Source organism: Mycobacterium sp. NPDC050551 (assembly GCF_040674075.1).
GTDB lineage: Bacteria > Actinomycetota > Actinomycetes > Mycobacteriales > Mycobacteriaceae > Mycobacterium.
In genome coordinates, this window is the sequence record NZ_JBFARC010000002.1 from 1,181,427 (window position 1) to 1,198,733 (window position 17,307).

Genomic DNA, 17,307 nt, shown 5'->3' on the forward strand with positions numbered 1-17,307 from the left:
TCGCCACGGGTCAACCGCACCCGCGATCCGCGGTTCACCTACGCGCGCGTCACTAGCATCGGCGGTGTGGGCGAAGAACTGAAGCGGACAGAGTTCAGCCGCGAGCATCGCCGTGAGTACCGGCGCAAGGTCCAGCTCTGCCTGGACGTGTTCGAGACGATGCTGTCGCAGTCCAGTTTCGAGTTCGAACGTCCGCTGACCGGCATGGAGATCGAGTGCAACCTGGTCGACGGTGACTACCAGCCGGCGATGAGCAACACCGAGGTGCTGGCGTCCATCGCCGACCCGGCGTACCAGACCGAGCTGGGCGCCTACAACATCGAGTTCAACGTGCCGCCGCGGCCGCTGCCGGGCAGGGCCGGCCTCGATCTGGAGGCCGACGTGCGCGCCAGCCTCAACGCCGCCGAGCGCAAGGCCGGCTCGAGCGGCTCGCACATCGTGATGATCGGCATCCTGCCCACTTTGATGCCCGAACACCTCGTCTCCGGGGACTGGATGAGCGAGTCGACGCGTTACCAGGCGCTCAACGACTCGATCTTCACCGCGCGCGGCGAAGACATCGCAATCGACATCAGCGGGCCCGAACGGCTCAGCCTTCAGACCCCGAACATCGCCCCTGAGTCGGCCTGCACCAGCATGCAGCTGCATCTGCAGGTGTCGCCGGCCGATTTCGCCGACAACTGGAACGCCGCCCAGGTGCTGGCGGGCCCGCAGCTGGCCCTCGGCGCCAACTCGCCGTACTTCTTCGGCCACGAGCTGTGGGCCGAGACCCGCATCGAACTGTTCACCCAGGCCACCGACACCCGGCCGGAGGAACTGAAGACCCAGGGCGTGCGGCCCCGGGTGTGGTTCGGCGAGCGGTGGATCACCTCGATCTTCGACCTGTTCGAGGAGAACGTCCGCTACTTCCCGTCGCTGCTGCCCGACCTCTCCGACGAGGACCCGGTGGCGGAACTCGCCGCAGGCCGCACCCCGAAGCTCTCGGAGCTGCGTCTGCACAACGGCACCGTGTACCGGTGGAACCGGCCGGTGTACGACATCGTCGGGAGTGGCGCGGACGCCAAACCCCACCTGCGGGTGGAGAACCGGGTGCTGCCCGCGGGTCCGACGGTGCTCGACATGATGGCCAACTCGGCGTTCTACTACGGCATGCTGCGCACCTTGTCCGAGGAGGACCGGCCGCTGTGGACGAAGATGAGCTTCGCCGCGGCGCACCACAACTTCTCCGAGGCCGCGCAGCACGGCATGGACGCACGGCTGTACTGGCCGGGGCTCGGCGAGGTGACACCCGACGAACTGGTGCTGCGCCAGCTGCTGCCGATGGCCGAGGAGGGGCTGCGCCGGTGGGGCGTCGCCGCGGAGGTGCGTGACCGCTACCTCGGTGTGATCGAAGGGCGTGCCAAGACGGGCCGCAACGGCGCGGTGTGGCAGACCGAAACCGTGCGTGCGCTGCAGGAACGCGGCCTCGCCCGGCCCGCGGCGCTGGCAGAGATGCTGCGGTTGTACTGCCAGCGGATGCACAGCAACGAGCCTGTGCACACCTGGGACGGCCCCGACTAGTTTGGTTCGCATGTCTGCTGAAGTGATGGACTGGGACGACGCGTACCGGGGACAGGGCGGGTTCGAGGGCCCACCGCCGTGGAACATCGGAGAACCGCAGCCCGAGCTGGCGGCGCTGCACCGGGCCGGCGCGTTCCGCAGCGACGTGCTCGACGCGGGCTGCGGGCACGCCGAACTGTCCCTGGCCCTGGCGGCCGATGGCTACACGGTGGTCGGCATCGACCTGAGCCCGACAGCGATCGCCGCGGCGAACCAGGCCGCCCAGCTGCGCGGGCTGGCCACCGCCAGTTTCGCCCAGGCCGACATCACGGCGTTCAAGGGCTATGACGGCCGGTTCAACACGGTGGTCGACAGCACGCTGTTCCACTCCCTGCCGGTCGAGGGCCGCGACGGCTACCTGCGTTCGGTGCACCGCGCCGCCGCTCCGGGCGCACGCCTCTACGTGCTGGTCTTCGCCACGAGCGCGTTCCCGGCCGAGGCCGAGATGAAGCCGAACGCGGTCGACGAGGATGAGCTGCGGGCGGCGGTGTCGGCGCACTGGGAGGTCGACGACGTGCGGCCGGCGTTCATCCACGCCAACCCGTTCCCCGGGCCGGGCGGACCCGACATGTCGGCCCATGACACCGACGACAAGGGCCGCACCAAACTTCCGGCGTATCTGCTCACGGCCCACAAGGGCTAGCGGGCCTGCTTCGTCGCGTCGGCCAGTGCGGCGGCGAACAGCGCCAGGTCGTCGGCGACGGTGTCGACGTGAGGTGAGAGCCGCAGCACCGGCGTGGTCATCTCGAACGGCGCCCGCGCGACGCCGGCGAAGGTGGTCACCATGCCACGGTTCGCGATCAGCCACGACCGCACCCGCTCGGGGTCGGCGCCGTCGAGGGGTTCGAGCGTGGTGATCGCGGTGGGTTCGTCGGCGGATTCGACCACCCGCCAACCGGGCACGTCGGCCAGTGCGGCGCGGGTGAGTCGCCCGATCGCGGCCAGCCCCTGACGGATCAGCGCCGGGTCGAGCGCCAGGTGCTCGCCGATCGCGACCGAGAAACCGATGCGGGCGGCGGCGTTGGACTCGCCCTGGCCCAGCTTGTCGACCACGCTCATCGGCAGCCCCCAGTCGGCCGGTGGCAGCCGCGGCCGCAGGCGTTGCGCGAAGTCCGGCTTCAGCGCCAGCACTCCGACGCCGCGCGGACCGGCCAGCCACTTGCGCGACGACGAGTAGATCGCATCGGGCGCGACCGCACAGTCGAGATGGCCCAGCGCCTGCGCGGCGTCGACCACCAGCGGTATGCCGAGGCTGTGGCAGACCTCGGTCATCGCGGCCAGCGGCTGGGCCAACCCGCGGTGGCTGCCGAGCGGTGTCAGGTGCACCAGAGCGGGCGGATCGTCGGCCAGCGCGCGTGCGGCGGCGTCGACGTCGAGCCGGCCTGCGCCGTCGACGGGCAGCGCGCGCACCTGGAAGTCGTTGCCCGCCATGATCGCCAGGTTCGGACCATACTCACCGGGCAGACAGGCCACCGTGCGCGGACCGACCCAGCTCCCCAGCAGCAGGTCGAGCCCGATGCTCGACCCGGAGGTGAACACGACGTGCGAGGCGTCCAGGCCCGTCAGCGCGGCAACGGCCGCGCGGGCGGCGTCGAGCACGGGCGCCGCCGCCTCGAGGGCGACGTAGCCGCCGACCTCGGCTTCGTGCACGGCATGCCGGGCGGCGGCGTCGATGGCGGCGAGGCTCTGCCGCGAGCACGCGCCGGAATCCAGGTGCAGGCCGGCGACGGCGGGCCGGGCCGAACGCCACCGTTCGGCCAGGGTGGGCGCTGTCATCGGGTGGACAGCGACAGGCCGAAATCTCCGGCGGGGTCGGTCCACCAGTGGGTCCGCCGCAATCCGGCGGCGGCCAGTTCGGCGGCGACGCCGTCGGGCCGGAACTTGCACGACACCTCGGTGAGCATCTCCTCGCCGTCGGCGAAGTCGACGGTACGGTTCAGTGCGCCGATCCGCACCCGCTGCGAACCCGTTGCGCGCAGCCACATCTCGATGCGCTCCTCGTCGGGGTTCCAGCGCGCCACGTGCTCGAACGCCGACTGGTCGAAGTCCGCGTCCAGTTCCCGGTTGACCACCGCGAGCACGTTGCGGTTGAACTTCGCCGTCACTCCGGCCGTGTCGTCGTAGGCGCGCACCAGCCGGTCGACGTCTTTGACCAGGTCGGTGCCCAACAGCAGGCTGTCGCCGGGCTGCAGGGTGTCGGCCAGGGCGGCGAGGAAACCGGCCCGCGGGCCCGCGGTCAGGTTGCCGATGGTCGAGCCGAGGAACGCCACCAGCCGGCGGCCCACCTGTGGGAGCTTGCCGAGGTGCTCCTCGAAATCGCCGCACACCGCGTCGATCTCGACGCCGGGGTACTCCCGCTCGATCGCCGCGCCCGCCGACCGCAGGACGCTCGGGTCGACGTCGAACGGGATGAAGCGGCGCAGCGATCCGTTGTCGCGCATGGCGTCCAGGAGCATGCGGGTCTTCTCCGAGGTGCCGCTGCCGAGTTCGACGAGTGTGTCGGCTCCCGACGCCGCGACGATCTCGGCGGCCCGCTCGCGCAGGATCCCCGCCTCGGTGCGGGTGGGGTAGTACTCCGGCAGCCGGGTGATCTCGTCGAACAGCTCACTGCCGACCGAGTCATAGAACCACTTGGGCGGCAACGACTTCGGGGTTGCCGTCAGCCCGGCGAGCACGTCGCGGCGCAGCGCGGTGGCAGCCGAGTCGGCGGCGAGGTAGGTCGACAGGGTGAAGGTCATGCCGTTCCTTTCAGGGCGGTCATCTCGACGTGCACGCCGTTCACCCGGACCAGGTGCCGGTCCGGGATCTCCTGCCACTGCGGGTCGTCGTCGTAGGGCTCGCTGGCCAGCACCACGCCGTCGTCGCGCCGCAGGACCGACAGCGTGTCACCCCAGGTGGTGGCGATCAGCTCGGTTCCGTTGCCGGCCAGGATGTTCAGCCGGGCGGCGGGATCGTCGGCACCGACGGCGGCGACGGTCTCACCGAGGCGGTCCATGCCGCGCGCGAAGATCAGCGCCGCCAGCAGTGCGCTGTCGACGGTGGACTCGGCCCGCTCCGACAGCGGCAGCACGGCCCGGTCGACCAGGCCGTTGTGCGACAGCAGCCACTGCCCGTCGGTGAACGGGGCCGACGCGGACGGTTCGATCGGCATGCCGATACTGGCGGACCGGACGGCGGCGACGACGCACCCGCCGCGCAGCACAGGCGCCACCGAGGCGAACGACGCGTCACCCCACAGCGGGTTGGCGCTGCGCCAGCGCCTGACGACTCCCTCGTCGTCATGGAAGCCGACGCCCCAGCCGTCGGCATTCATCAGCCCGTGCTTCTGGCGGCGCGGCGCGTAGGACTGGACGAGCAGCCCGGACGGCGGATCGCAGACCAGCGACGCCACCGAACGCGGTTCGCCCAGCCACCCGAGGTGCCGGCACATCAGATGTCCCAGGCCAGCCGGACGCCGGCGAAGATCTGCCGCCGGATCGGATGGTCCCAGTTGCGGAAGCTCGGCCGCAGGATGTCGGGCGCCACCGCCCACGACCCGCCGCGCAGCACCTTGTAGTCACCGTCGAAGAACGGCGCCGAGTACTGCTCGTAGAGCATCGGTGTGAACCCCGGCCAGGGCCGCAGCGGCGAGGACGTCCACTCCCACACGTCGCCCAGCATCTGCTCGGCGCCGTAGGCCGACGCGCCCGCGGGGTAGGAGCCCACCGGCGCGGGCCGCAGCGCATCCCCGCCCAGGTTGGCCAGGAACGGTGTCGGTTCCGATGCGCCCCACGGGAATCGGCGGCGGCTGCCGGTGGCGGGATCCCACGCGCAGGCCTTCTCCCATTCGATCTCGGTGGGCAACCGGGCGCCCGTCCACGCGGCGTAGGCCTGCGCCTCGAAGTAGGTGATGTGCTGCACCGGTTCGTCGTCGGGGATCTGCTCCACGTGGCCGAACCGCGTTCGGGTCCCGTCGGCGAGCCAGAACTGCGGGGCGACGAGGCCGGCGTCCTGCCGGTGCGCCCAGCCGCGGTCCGACCACCACTGGCGGGTGTCGTAGCCGCCGTCGGCGATGAATTCGCGCCATTCGCGATTGGTGACCGGCACCCGCCCGATCCGGAAGGCGGGGACATCCACCTCGTGGGCGCCGCGCTCGTTGTCGAGTGAATGCGGTTCGGTCACGGCGTCGACACCGAGCACGAACGAGCCGCCCGGCACCTCGACCGAGGTGCCCGCGACGCCGGCCCGGCCGCGGGGCAGCGCGCCGCCGGGCCCGATCAGCGGCGGCCCGGACCGCAGGTTGAGCGCCTGCAGCATCGTCTCGTTGTGCTGGTTCTCATGGCTGACGACCAGGCCGAACGCGAAGGCGGGGTCGGCGCCGTCAGCCGTCTCCGCGGGCAGCCGGTCGAGTGCGTCGAGTGACTTGTCGCGCACGGTCGCACAGAACTCGCGGGCATCGGCCGGAGGCAGCAGCGGCAATTCGACGCGCGCGGCGCGCGGTTGCAGGAAGGCGTCGTAGAGCCGTTCGACGTCCGGCGCGAGCATCCCCGGCCGGTCGGGGTTCGCGTCGCGCAGCAGCCACAGTTCCTCCTGCCAGCCGATGTGTGCGAGGTCCCACAGCAGCGGGCTCATCAACGGGTCGTACTGCCGGCGGAGTTCGGCGTCGTCGAGCTCGACCAACCGCAGCGTGCGCTCCCGCGCCCGGGCCATCCCGTCGGCCAGTGCCTGTCGTGAGGTCAAGACTCACCTTTCACGAGTCGCTGCACCGCGGGTCCCACGCCCCACTCCACCACCTGGTCGGAGAAGTCGTCGGCCGGACTGCGGCCCTCTTCGACCGAACGCAGCAGCAGCGTCATCGATTCCGCCAGCTCGCCGGGCGCACGTTCGGCGGCGATCTCGACGCAGCGCAACGCGGCCGCGTGCAGCCTGCGGTCTTCGAGGCCGACCTGTGCTGCCCGGTCCCACGCCGTCGCGACGGGTTCGGTGGCCTCGGCGGCGGCGTCGGCGGCGGCCGGGTCGTCGAGCAGCGTCGTCATCGCGAACACCACCGCGGGCCACAGTGCGTCCGGCACGCTGTCCAGGTAGCGGATCTCCAGCCAGCGTCGCGGCCGCACGGGCGGGAACAGCGTGGTCAGGTGGTAGTCGAGATCGGACTCGGTGGGCCGGCGGCCGCCGAGCACCGCGAGCCCGTCTGCCCAGTCGGCGAAGGGCACCCAGTTGGTGACCGGCAGCGCCTGCATGTCGGGCGGGTTGTGCACCAGCATGACCGGGGCCCGCAGCGCGTAGCGCGCCCATTCGCCTGCCGGATCGTCGTCGCCGTCGGCGCTGAGCACGGGCCCGCAGCGGGCCGAGTCGAGCCGGCTCCAGACGCGCTGGCGGGCGGACCGCCACCCGGTGAACTCGCCGCCGAGCAGTGGTGAGTTGGCGGTGATGGCGACCATCGTCGGGCCGAGCGCGTGGGCGAGACGGACCCGCTCGGGCCAGCCCGCGCGCGGCCCCGCGTCGAGGTTCACCTGGACCGAGGCGGTCGACGTCATCATCGCCGCACCGGCGTCGGCGGTGCCGCTGGCAGCGAAGAACTCCTCCATCGCGCGGTAGCGGGCGCCGGGGTTGACCCGCTGAGGCGGCCGCAGCGGGTCGGCGCCGAGCAGCACCAGGGCCAGCCCGGCGTCGGCGAACGCCTCGCACAGCACCTCGCGGTCGGCCGCCATCGCGGCGATCGCGGGCAGCGGACCGTCGGTAGGCGGTCCGGAGATCTCGACCGCCCCGCCGGGCTCGACGGTGATGGCGCCGCCGCCGGGCAGCGCGGGCACGCGCGCGATGACGTCGGTGATCTCATCCCACCCCGGGCGGCGCAGCGGGTCGGCGCGGTCGAAGCAGTGTGCCTCGATCTCGAGCCCGACCTTGCCGACCGGCCCGTCCTGCAGACAGGTGGCGGTGATGTGCCGGGCCGCGTCGGCCGCGGAGGCGAACTCCACGGCGGATTGGTCGCGGCGCACGGCGGACCTGATGGGCATAGTCATCTCAACCATCCCTTCGGGCCCGGGCTGGACCGCTGGCGGGCGTGCGCGGTGACCGGCTGATCGCCGCTACCCCCTATATCTTCCAGAGACGACCGACAAAGTCTCGCGAATTCACCGTGACACCTTGATGACAGGCGCGGCGGACTATTGCCCGAGCGTGTTCTGCATGGCGCCGGCCAGCACGTTGACGGCGGGACCACCGTTGCCGGACTGACAGACTTTTGCCTGGAGCAGCACGTTCTCCCGCTTGCGGGTGGTGGTGAAGCACCGCCGGTCCGTCCCGGCCTCCTGCTTGACCCAGTCGGCGTCGGTCGCGGTGGCGGGTCCGCCGCTGAACGTCCACACCTGGGTGGTTCCGTTGTTCAGGTGCATGGCCGTGGTCTGTCCCGCGCACCCCGCCGTGCGGTCGGTGACGCGGTGGAACGCCCGGTCGGCGGCGTCGGGGTTGGCGTAGACACCCACCGCCTGCTTGACCAGGTGGGTGGCGTCGGTGGCCGACGTCTGGGCGACCGCACCGTTGAACGAGGCCAGGTCGGGATCGGCGTACACCTCGGGCAGCCCGACGTCGGCCCAGTTGTTGCATGCCGGGTTGTCGACGGAGAAGGTCTGCACCGGATCGGTGAACACCGACTCCCACCGCATCGGACCGCCGACGATGTTGCCCACCGAACCCTTGGCCAGCACCGCGTAGGACACCACGCCGGGGTCCGACGGCCGCGCTGCCGCCAGGGGCGCCGACACGGTCAGCGCCAGCCCGGCGCCCAGCACGGCCCCGACGATCGCCCGCACGGCTAGACCTTCGCCGACAGCTTGACGTCGATGTTGCCGCGGGTGGCCTTGGAGTACGGGCACACCCCGTGCGCCTTCTGCATCAGATCGTCGGCGGTGCTCTGCTCGAGACCGGGCAGGTAGCCGATCAGATGGGCGGTCAGGCCGAAGCCGCCCTCGGAGTCGGAACCGAACCCGATCTGCGCGGTGATGCCGCTGGCGTCGTCGATCTGGACCTTCTCGTTCTTCGCCACCAGGCGCAGCGCGCCGAGGAAGCAGGCGGCGTAACCGGCCGAGAACAGCAGTTCGGGGTTGACGCCCTCGCCGCTCCCGCCCAGTTCCTTCGGCGGACGGGTGTCCAGGTCGATCTTGCCGTCGGCGGACTTGACGTGACCGTCGCGGCCGCCGCCGCTCGCCGTGGACTCCGCCGTGTACTTGACCTCGATGCTCATGTCTCGATCATGCCAGCCGGGCCGAGGAGGGCCGCCGAAGGACAGTCGCCGACGCCGCGCCCTCAGGCCCCGCGGACTGTTCCACCTCGATCTCGTCGGTCATCGCCGTCAACACCATGCCCAACCATTGCCACAGCGTGTGGATCCGGTGCTCGTCGAACACCTCCGAGTCGAACTCGAATCGAATCGTCAACTCCCTGCCTGGGATCGCCTGCACCGTCAACGGGTAGTGGTTGTACTCGCGGTTGCTGAAATCCGTGATGGCGAGGCCGTCGGGACCCAGCGGCGCGTCGGTGTCGACCGGGTAGTTCTCGTAGACGAACATCGTGTCGAACAATCGATCCTGACCGACCACACGGTGGATCTCCGCCAGCCCGAGATGCTGATGCTCCAGGGTGTCGTTGTGCGCACGGTGCAACTGAGCGAGTAGATCCGAGACAGTGGTCTGCAATGTGAACGTGGCCCGCACGGGCACCGAATTGATCAACAGTCCCACCATGGACTCCGCGCCGGGAATCTCGGAGCGACCGGAGGTCGTGACGCCGAAGGCCACATCGTGGAGGCCGGTCAGCGACGTGAGCAACAACGCCCAGGCGCCCTGCAGAACCATGCTGACCGTGGTGTGTTCCTTGCGCGCCAGCTCCCCCAGGCATCGCGTCGTCTGCTCGGACACCTCGAACGACACCGCACCGCGCGGTCCCGGTTCCAGCCGGTTCGACGGCGCCACCAGGGTCGGGGTGTCGAATCCGGCCAGCACCTCGCGCCACGCGGCGCGCGCGCTGTCGAGGTCCCGCTCGGCCAGCCAGGTGACAAACCGCCGGTAGGGCACCGCCGAGGGCAGCGGGAATCCGTAGTAGCCGGCGAAGATCTCCTGCAACAGGATGGGCATCGACCAGCCGTCGACCACGATGTGGTGGAAGGTCAGCACCAGGCGGTGGTGGCACTCGGTACGGATCAGCGTCACCCGGAACGCCGGCGACTTGCCGAGGTTGCACACCGCGGCGCGTTCCGTCTTCGACAGCTGCTCGACCTGCTCGGCCACGTCGTCGGTGCCGTCGATCTCGATGTAGCGCCACGCCGGCATCGGATCGGCCGGGATGATCTGCACCGGTTCGTCGAATTGTGCGCAGAAGCGGGCCACGAGGTGTGGATGACGGCACACCACCGCATTGACGGCCTTGCGCAGCCGGTCGGCGTCCAGCGGCCCGGCGACCGTGAAGTCGAGCTGCATCGCGTACAAGTCGTCGCCGACCTGCGCCGAGTCGGCGAGGAACAGCAGCCCCTTCTGCATCGGGGTCAACGGCAGCACATCGGCGATCTGTAGATGCCGTGCCAGCTCGTCGAGGTGCTGCTGCTGCAATCGCGCCGGCGCGACGTCCGACGGCGTCAGACCGCCACCACCGTGCTGCACATGCGCGCAGATGCCGGCGAGCGCCTCGAACCACAACCGGCCCAGCCGTTCGATCTGCTCCTGCTGCAGCACCGAGGTGGCCCACGTCCACTTGGCACGCAGCTGGGGGCCGGTGTCGGTGTCCACGGTGAGCGCGTTCAGTTCTACGGTGTGCGACAGCGGCATGGGTATCGCCGTCGCGGCCATGTCCAGCGACGCGTCCTCACTCGGCCGCCACAGGTCGTCGGACAGCCCCCCGGCGCCACCACCCAGGCGGCCCAAATAGTTGAAGCCCGCCGACGGTTCGGGTCCGGTCAGCTCGATCTGGGGGTTCAGGTACCGCAGCAGACCGAAGCTCAGCGGGTCCGGCAGCGCGCGCAACTGCTCTTTGGCGCCCTTGACGATCGGACCCAGACCCGTGGCACCGGATTTCACGTCGTTCCAGGACAGATCACCGATCCGTAGCGCCACCGGGTACTTCGCGGTGAACCACCCGACCGTGCGGGACAGGTCGACGTCGGGGGCCATTTCCTCGTCGCGGCCGTGCCCCTCCACATCGATGCCGATCGGGGCGCCTGCGGCGTCCGCGAACTCCGCCAGCGCCAGTCCGAAGGCGATCAGAAGAATGTCCTGCACCCCGGCGTGGAACGCCGTCGGCACCTCTGCGAGCAACATCCGAGATGTGTCGCGGTCCAACGTCATCGACATGTGGCCCGCAGACGCGTAGGTGTCCAGATCCGGCCGGACCGCAGGCAGCACCGCCGGGGTCGCCGTGATGTCCCGCCACGCGTCGGCCTGCTCGACCACTGTCGCATCATGCGCGTGGTCGTTGAGCACAACGGACCACCGGGCGAATGACGTGCCACCTGCCGGCAGCGTGATCGACTGCCCGCTGCGGTGCTGCATCCACGCGATGTTGAGGTCTTCCAACAGGATTCGCCACGACACACCGTCAACGGCAAGGTGGTGGATGATGACCGCCAGCCGGCCAGTCCGAGCCGTCCACACCGCGTTCAGCACGGTTCCGGCAACCGGATTCAACCGGGCCTGTGCCGCGATCAGGGTCGCCTCGGAGAGGACGTCGACCGTGAGCAGGCAGTCGCCCGCGTCGACGGACCCCGGTTCCGACACGTGCAGCGCCCACTGGCCGGCACTGTCGTCCCGGACGCGCAACCGCAGCGTGCCGTGGTGGTCCAGCAGCGCCTGCAGCAGGACCACGACATCGGCCGCGGTCGCCTCGGCCGGGGCCTGCACCACCATCGTCTGGTTGAACTGCTCGGTGGGGCCGTCGACCGTCTCCAACCACCGCGTGATCGGCGTCGCGGCCACTGGCCCGACACCCTCGTCGACCACGCGTGCATCGTCGGTCGTTCCGACCACCCGTGCCAGCCGGGCCACGGTCTGTTCGGCGAACACGTCACGCGGCCGGCACGTCAGACCGGCCGCCCGCGCCCGCGACACCACCTGCATGGAAAGGATGCTGTCGCCGCCCAATTCGAAGAACGAGTCGTCCGTCCCCACCCGATCCAGACCCAGTACCTCGGCGTAGATGCCGGCCAGCACCTCCTCGACCGCATCGACGGGTCTGCGGTAGTGATCGCCGGCCTGGTACTCGGGAGCCGGCAGTGCGCGGACGTCGAGCTTGCCGCTCATCGTCATCGGCACCACCGTCAACGGCACCACCGCGGAGGGCACCATGTAGGCCGGCAGCCGATCCGCCAGTTGTCTGCGGGCATTGGAGGGCTCGGCGGTGCCCGTGAAGTAGCCGACCAGTCGCTTGTCACCGGGGCGGTCCTCGCGGGCGATCACCACCGCCTGCTCGACGCCGTCGACCTGTGCCAGCACCGCCCGGATCTCACCGAGTTCGATGCGGTGACCGCGAATCTTGACCTGCTCGTCGGCGCGGCCCCGGTACTCCAGTTGCCCGTCGGCGGTCCAGCGCACGAGGTCACCGGTGCGGTACATCCGCGTCCCGGCCGCCCCGAACGGGCACGCCACGAACCGGGCCGCTGTCAGACCCGACCGACCCAGATACCCGGTCGCCACGCCGCGGCCGGCGACGTACAGCTCACCGACCACCCCGGCAGCCACCGGGCGCAGCCACCCGTCGAGCACGAGTGCCGCCGCCGTGGGCACGGGCGCACCGATGGGCACAGTGGATCCCGCCGTCAACGGGGCGCTCATCGACACATAGATCGTGGCCTCCGTCGGACCATAGGCGTTGACGACGACCCGACCCGGCGCCCACCGATCCACCACCTCTGCCGGACATGCCTCACCGCCCAGCAGCAGAGCCACCGATTCCAGACCTTCGTGCGGGAGCATGCCCACCGCCGAGGGGGTCTGGGTCAGCACATTGACGCCTTCGCGGACCAGCAGCGCGTGGAAGTCCTGCGGTGAACGCGTCACCGCCTCCGGCACCACCACCAGCCGCCCTCCACCGAGCAGCGCCGCCCAGATCTCCCATACAGAGAAGTCGAATGCGTAGGAATGGCATTGTGTCCACACCTGTTCGGCGGGCAGGTCCGCAGGTGACGACTGCGCGATGTGGCAGAGGTTGCGGTGGGTGACCCCCACACCCTTCGGCGTGCCGGTGGTGCCAGAGGTGTAGATCACGTAGGCGACCAGGTCGGCCTCGGGCGCGGGCAACGGCGTGACCGGCTCAGTGCCGATCGCCGGATCGTCGACGTCGACGACCACCAGCTCGCGGCCGTCCAAGCGGTCGGCCAGCGGCGAAGTGGTGATCGCCGCGACGGGCGCGGAGTCCTCGAGCATGTACTCCAGCCGCGACGCCGGCGCCTCGGGGTCGAGGGCGAGGTAGGCCGCCCCGGTCTTGAGCACCGCCACCATCGCCACCACGGCTCCGGCCGAGCGGGGCAGCAGGAGTGCCACGCAGTCGCCGGGACTGACCCCCTGTCCGATCATCCTGTGCGCCAATCGGTTCGACGCCTCGTCGAGTGCGTGATACGTCAGCGATCGGCCTTCGGAGGTCACCGCCACCGCCTCGGGCACGCGTGCAGTCTGGGCTGCGAACAACGCGGGTATCGACGCCGACGTGTCGACGGGCGCCGACAGGATCGCCCGGTTGCCGATTCTGTCCAGCCGGGCCCGTTCGTCCTCGCCGAGCAGCTCGAGCGACGACAACGTGGCGGCGGGGCGGGTGGCCATGGTCGTGAGGATGCGTGTGAACCGTTCGACCAGCGTCGCGACGGTGCGGGGACCGAACACGTCGGTGTCGTACTCGAACCGCAGGCGCAGTTCGACGCCCGGCAGCGCCTGCATCGTCAGCGGGTAGTGGTTGTATTCGCGGCTCACGACACCGGTGACGGCCAGCCCGTCTGCACCGGCGGGCGCAGCGTTGTCGACGGGGTAGTTCTCGTAGACGAACATCGTGTCGAACAGCCGGTCGTGTCCGGCGGCGCGGTGGATCTCCGGCAGCGCCAGGTGCTGGTGCTCCAGGGTGTCGTTGTACGCGCGCTGCAGAGCGGCGAGCAGATCGGCAATGGTGGTCAGCGGGGTGAGACGCGCCCGCACCGGCACCGTGTTGATGAACAACCCCACCATCGATTCCACGCCCGCCACCTCGTCGGGACGTCCCGACACCGTGGTCCCGAACGCGATGTCGTGGTGTCCGGTGACCGAGGTCAGCAGCAGTGCCCATGCCCCCTGCAGCACCGTGCTGATCGTGGTGTGCTGCGAGCGGGCGAGGTCGCTCAGGGCCCGGGTCGTGTGCTCAGACACCGTCCATGCGTTGATCCCACGCGGCCCGAACTCCATCCGGTCGGCCGGCGCGACCAGTGTCGGGGTCTCGAATCCTTCGAGCACCTCACGCCAGGTGGTCCGGGCGGCGTGCAGGTCGCGGTCGGCCAACCAGGTCACGAACCGGCGGTAGGGCACCGGCGCGGGCAGCGAGTGTCCGAAGTATCCGGCGAAGATCTCCTGCAACAGGATCGGCAGCGACCAACCGTCGAGCACGATGTGGTGGCTGGTGATCACGATGCGGTGGTCGTGCTCGGCGATGCGGACCAACGCCACCCGGAACGGCGGGGAGTCGGCCAGGTCCCAGACTGCGGCCCGTTCGGCCGCACAGATCTGCGCCGTCTGTCCGTCGCTGTCGCTCTCGTCGTCCAACGCGACATGACGCCATCCCGCAACGGGATTCGCCTGGAGGATCTGCACCGGTTCGTCGAACCGGTCGCAGAAGTGGGCCACGAGATGAGGATGGCGGCGGGCGACCGCCTGCACCGCCGCGGCGAGCGAGTCCGCGTCCACCGCTCCTCGCACGCTCAGCTCCAACTGCACCGCATACACGTCGTCGCTCTGGTGGTCGTCGGCGTCCACGCCGCCGGCGTGGAAGAACAGGCCACGTTGCAACGGCGTCAGCGGGAGCACGTCGGCGAGGTCGTACTGCCGCGCAAGCTCGTCGATCTGTGCCTGACTCAGTCGCGCCGGGGCGACGTCCGAGGGGGTCAGTCCGCCACCGCCGTGGTGGACGTGGGTGCAAATAGCGGTCAGGGCGTCGAACCACATCCGGCTCAGCCGGTCGATCGCATCGTCGTCGAGAGCTGACCGTGCCCATGTCCAGGTCGCGTGCAGCCGAGGGCCGGCCTCGGTGTCGATGGTGGCGGCGTTCAGTTCCACGGTGTGGGTCAACGGCATCGGGATCGCCGACGCGACCGAGCCGACCGTCAGTCCCGTGGCGGGCTGCCACAGACATTCGGCGATCTCCGCTGCCGCCCCGCCGCGGCGGCCGAGGTAGTTGAATCCGATGACCGGGTCGGACACGCCGGGATCGAGGTGAGGGTTGAGGTAACGCAGCAGCCCGTAGGTCACGCCGTCGGGCAGGGCACGCAATTGTTCTTTGGTGCCCTTCACCGCTGCCCCCAGTGCGGTGCCGGCGGCGTTCACCTGCGACCAGGACAACCCGTCGACGGTCAGTGCCACCGGATACTTGGTGGTGAACCAGCCCACCGTGCGCGACAGGTCGACGTCGGGCGCCATGTCCTCATCGCGGCCGTGGCCTTCGACGTCGATGCCGATCGGCGCGCCCGGTGTACCCAGGAACTCCGCCCACGCCACGGCGTAGGCGCTCAGGAGGATGTCCTGCACCCCGGCGTGGAATGCGGTGGGGACGGCGCCAAGCAGTGACCGGGTGGTATCGGCGTCGAGTTCCACCGACAACTGCCCGGCGGTGGCGTAGGTGTCCGACTCGGGCCGGGGTGCGGGCAGTGCCGCCGGAGTGTCGGCCACGTGCCGCCACGTGTCCGCCAACCCGGTCACCGCATCGGCGTGTGCGAGCTCGGCGAGCACGGCGGCCCATCGCGCGAACGAGGTCCCGCCGGTGGGCAGTTCGACCGGATGCCCGCCGCGGTGCCGGGCCCAGGCGATGTTGAGATCTTCCAACAGGATTCGCCACGAGACCCCGTCCACCGCGAGGTGGTGCACCACCAGCGCCAGCTGACCCGTCTCGGTGGCCCACACCGCGCTGAGCACCGCCCCGGTGGCCGGGTTCAGCCGCGACCGTGCCTCGACCACGGCGTGATCGGTGAGCACGTCCCGCGTCTGCAGGCAGTCGGTCGCCCTGACCGCACCGGCTTCGGGCACACGCAGCGCCCAATCGTCGGCGTGCACCCGCAACATCGGGTGATGGTCGAGGAGGGCCTGCAGCATGACGACGACGTCGGCCTGTGTCACCCCCGCAGGCGCCTGCACCACCATGGTCTGGTTGAACTCGTCGACCGGCCCGTCCACGCTGCGAAGCCAGCGGATGATCGGGGTCAGCGGCACGGGACCGATCCCGTCGTCGGCGACGACTGCGCCGCCTGCGGTCCTCACCACCCGGGCCAGCCGGGCCACCGTCTGCTCGACGAACACATCACGCGGCCGACAGCTCAGGCCCGACGCCCGGGCCCGCGACACCACCTGCATCGACAGGATGCTGTCCCCGCCGAGCTCGAAGAACGAGTCGTCGACCCCCACCCGGTCCAATCCCAGCACCTGGGCGTAGATCCCGGCCAGTATCTCCTCGACCGCGTCGGTCGGGGCCCGGTAGTGCTCGGCGTCGCGGTAGTGCGGGGCGGGCAGCGCGCGGATGTCGAGCTTGTTGTTCGACGTCAACGGCAACGCCTCCAGAGCCACCACCGCCACGGGCACCATGTATGGCGGCAGCCGCTCGGCCAACACCGCACGCAACGCCGCGGGATCGGCTGTGCCGGTGATGTAGCCGACCAGCCGCTTGTCACCCGGGCGATCCTCACGCGCGATCACCGCCGCATGCTCGACGCCCTCCAGCGAGGCCAACGCAGCCCGGATCTCCCCCAGCTCGATCCGGTACCCGCGGATCTTGACCTGCTCATCGGCGCGGCCCAGATACTCCAACTGCCCGTCGGCACCCCAGCGCACCAGATCCCCGGTGCGATACATCCGCAGACCCGGCGCATCGGCGAACGGGCACGCCACGAACCGCGACCCGGTCAACCCCGACCGGCCCACATAACCCACCGCAACACCGCGACCCGCCACATACAACTCACCGACCACCCCGGCCGGCACCCGTCGCAACCACGAATCCAGCACGAACAACGCCGCCGTCGCCACCGGCGAGCCGATCGGCACCGCCGAACCCGGGGTGAGCGGCGCACTGATCGCCACACACATGGTGGTCTCGGTCGGACCGTAGGCATTGACCATCACCCGGCCCGGCGCCCACCGCGCCACCACCTCGGCCGGACACGCCTCACCGACGACGACCAGCGCCGAGGACGTGAGTTGTTCCGGTGAGAGCATCGCCACCGCCGACGGGGTCTGGGTCAGCACGCTGACGTCTTCGTCGGCCAGCAGGTTCTGGAAGTCCTCAGGTGAGCCCGTCACGATCTCGGGAACGACGACCAGTCGACCGCCCCGCAGCAGCGCGCCGAAGATCTCCCATACCGACACGTCGAACGCCAGTGAATGGCAGAAGGCCCACACCCCCGCCGCAGGGAGTCCCGCGTCGAGGGAGGCCATCAACTCGGTCACGTTGGCATGGGTGACCGCAACACCTTTGGGTGTGCCCGTGGTGCCCGAGGTGTAGATCAGGTAGGCGACATCATCGCCG

At 70.2% G+C, this 17,307-nt stretch carries 10 protein-coding genes; 2 read left to right on the forward strand and 8 right to left on the reverse strand.

What is annotated here, in order from left to right:
* Positions 1 to 66 precede the first annotated feature (66 nt).
* A complete protein-coding gene (locus AB0K11_RS12465) occupies positions 67 to 1,560 on the forward strand; it encodes a glutamate--cysteine ligase (RefSeq protein WP_364976599.1) in 1,494 nt (497 codons plus the stop codon).
* Positions 1,561 to 1,570: 10 nt separating this feature from the next.
* On the forward strand, positions 1,571 to 2,242 hold the full coding sequence (locus AB0K11_RS12470; protein ID WP_364976602.1) for a class I SAM-dependent methyltransferase: 672 nt from the start codon (positions 1,571 to 1,573) through the stop codon (positions 2,240 to 2,242).
* On the opposite strand, the gene egtE is transcribed toward AB0K11_RS12470, so the two are convergent.
* The 8 genes from egtE to AB0K11_RS12510 all read right to left on the reverse strand — a co-directional run.
* Positions 2,239 to 3,375, reverse strand: coding sequence for an ergothioneine biosynthesis PLP-dependent enzyme EgtE (egtE, locus tag AB0K11_RS12475; protein ID WP_364976605.1), 1,137 nt, complete (start codon positions 3,373 to 3,375; stop codon positions 2,239 to 2,241). The genes AB0K11_RS12470 and egtE overlap by 4 nt on opposite strands.
* Positions 3,372 to 4,337, reverse strand: coding sequence for an L-histidine N(alpha)-methyltransferase (gene egtD / locus AB0K11_RS12480; protein WP_364976608.1), 966 nt, complete (start codon positions 4,335 to 4,337; stop codon positions 3,372 to 3,374). The genes egtE and egtD overlap by 4 nt, the downstream gene beginning before the upstream one ends.
* The gene (gene egtC / locus AB0K11_RS12485) at positions 4,334 to 5,029 is read right to left on the reverse strand and encodes an ergothioneine biosynthesis protein EgtC (RefSeq protein WP_364976611.1); all 696 of its coding nucleotides are present in this window, start codon (positions 5,027 to 5,029) and stop codon (positions 4,334 to 4,336) included. The genes egtD and egtC overlap by 4 nt, the downstream gene beginning before the upstream one ends.
* Positions 5,029 to 6,318, reverse strand: coding sequence for an ergothioneine biosynthesis protein EgtB (gene egtB / locus AB0K11_RS12490; protein WP_364976613.1), 1,290 nt, complete (start codon positions 6,316 to 6,318; stop codon positions 5,029 to 5,031). The genes egtC and egtB overlap by 1 nt, the downstream gene beginning before the upstream one ends.
* On the reverse strand, positions 6,315 to 7,601 hold the full coding sequence (gene egtA / locus AB0K11_RS12495) for an ergothioneine biosynthesis glutamate--cysteine ligase EgtA (RefSeq protein WP_364976615.1): 1,287 nt from the start codon (positions 7,599 to 7,601) through the stop codon (positions 6,315 to 6,317). Before egtA ends, egtB begins: the two co-directional genes overlap by 4 nt.
* A 144-nt stretch (positions 7,602 to 7,745) precedes the next feature.
* On the reverse strand, positions 7,746 to 8,381 hold the full coding sequence (locus tag AB0K11_RS12500; RefSeq protein ID WP_364976800.1) for a sensor domain-containing protein: 636 nt from the start codon (positions 8,379 to 8,381) through the stop codon (positions 7,746 to 7,748).
* 11 nt (positions 8,382 to 8,392) lie between these two features.
* Positions 8,393 to 8,821 (reverse strand): organic hydroperoxide resistance protein, encoded by a 429-nt coding sequence (locus AB0K11_RS12505; protein ID WP_364976618.1) that lies wholly within the window; start codon positions 8,819 to 8,821, stop codon positions 8,393 to 8,395.
* A 7-nt stretch (positions 8,822 to 8,828) separates the two neighbouring features.
* Positions 8,829 to 17,307 (reverse strand): amino acid adenylation domain-containing protein (locus AB0K11_RS12510; protein ID WP_364976621.1); only part of this gene is annotated, 8,479 nt, incomplete at its 5' end.

What these genes read in the sequence shown, in the direction of transcription:
- AB0K11_RS12470 (WP_364976602.1), top strand. Translation starts at nt 1,571, where the DNA reads ATGTCTGCTGAAGTGATGGACTGGGACGACGCGTACCGGGGACAGGGC.
- egtE (WP_364976605.1), bottom strand. Translation starts at nt 3,375, where the DNA reads ATGACAGCGCCCACCCTGGCCGAACGGTGGCGTTCGGCCCGGCCCGCC.
- egtD (WP_364976608.1), bottom strand. Translation starts at nt 4,337, where the DNA reads ATGACCTTCACCCTGTCGACCTACCTCGCCGCCGACTCGGCTGCCACC.
- egtC (WP_364976611.1), bottom strand. Translation starts at nt 5,029, where the DNA reads ATGTGCCGGCACCTCGGGTGGCTGGGCGAACCGCGTTCGGTGGCGTCG.
- egtA (WP_364976615.1), bottom strand. Translation starts at nt 7,601, where the DNA reads ATGACTATGCCCATCAGGTCCGCCGTGCGCCGCGACCAATCCGCCGTG.
- AB0K11_RS12505 (WP_364976618.1), bottom strand. Translation starts at nt 8,821, where the DNA reads ATGAGCATCGAGGTCAAGTACACGGCGGAGTCCACGGCGAGCGGCGGC.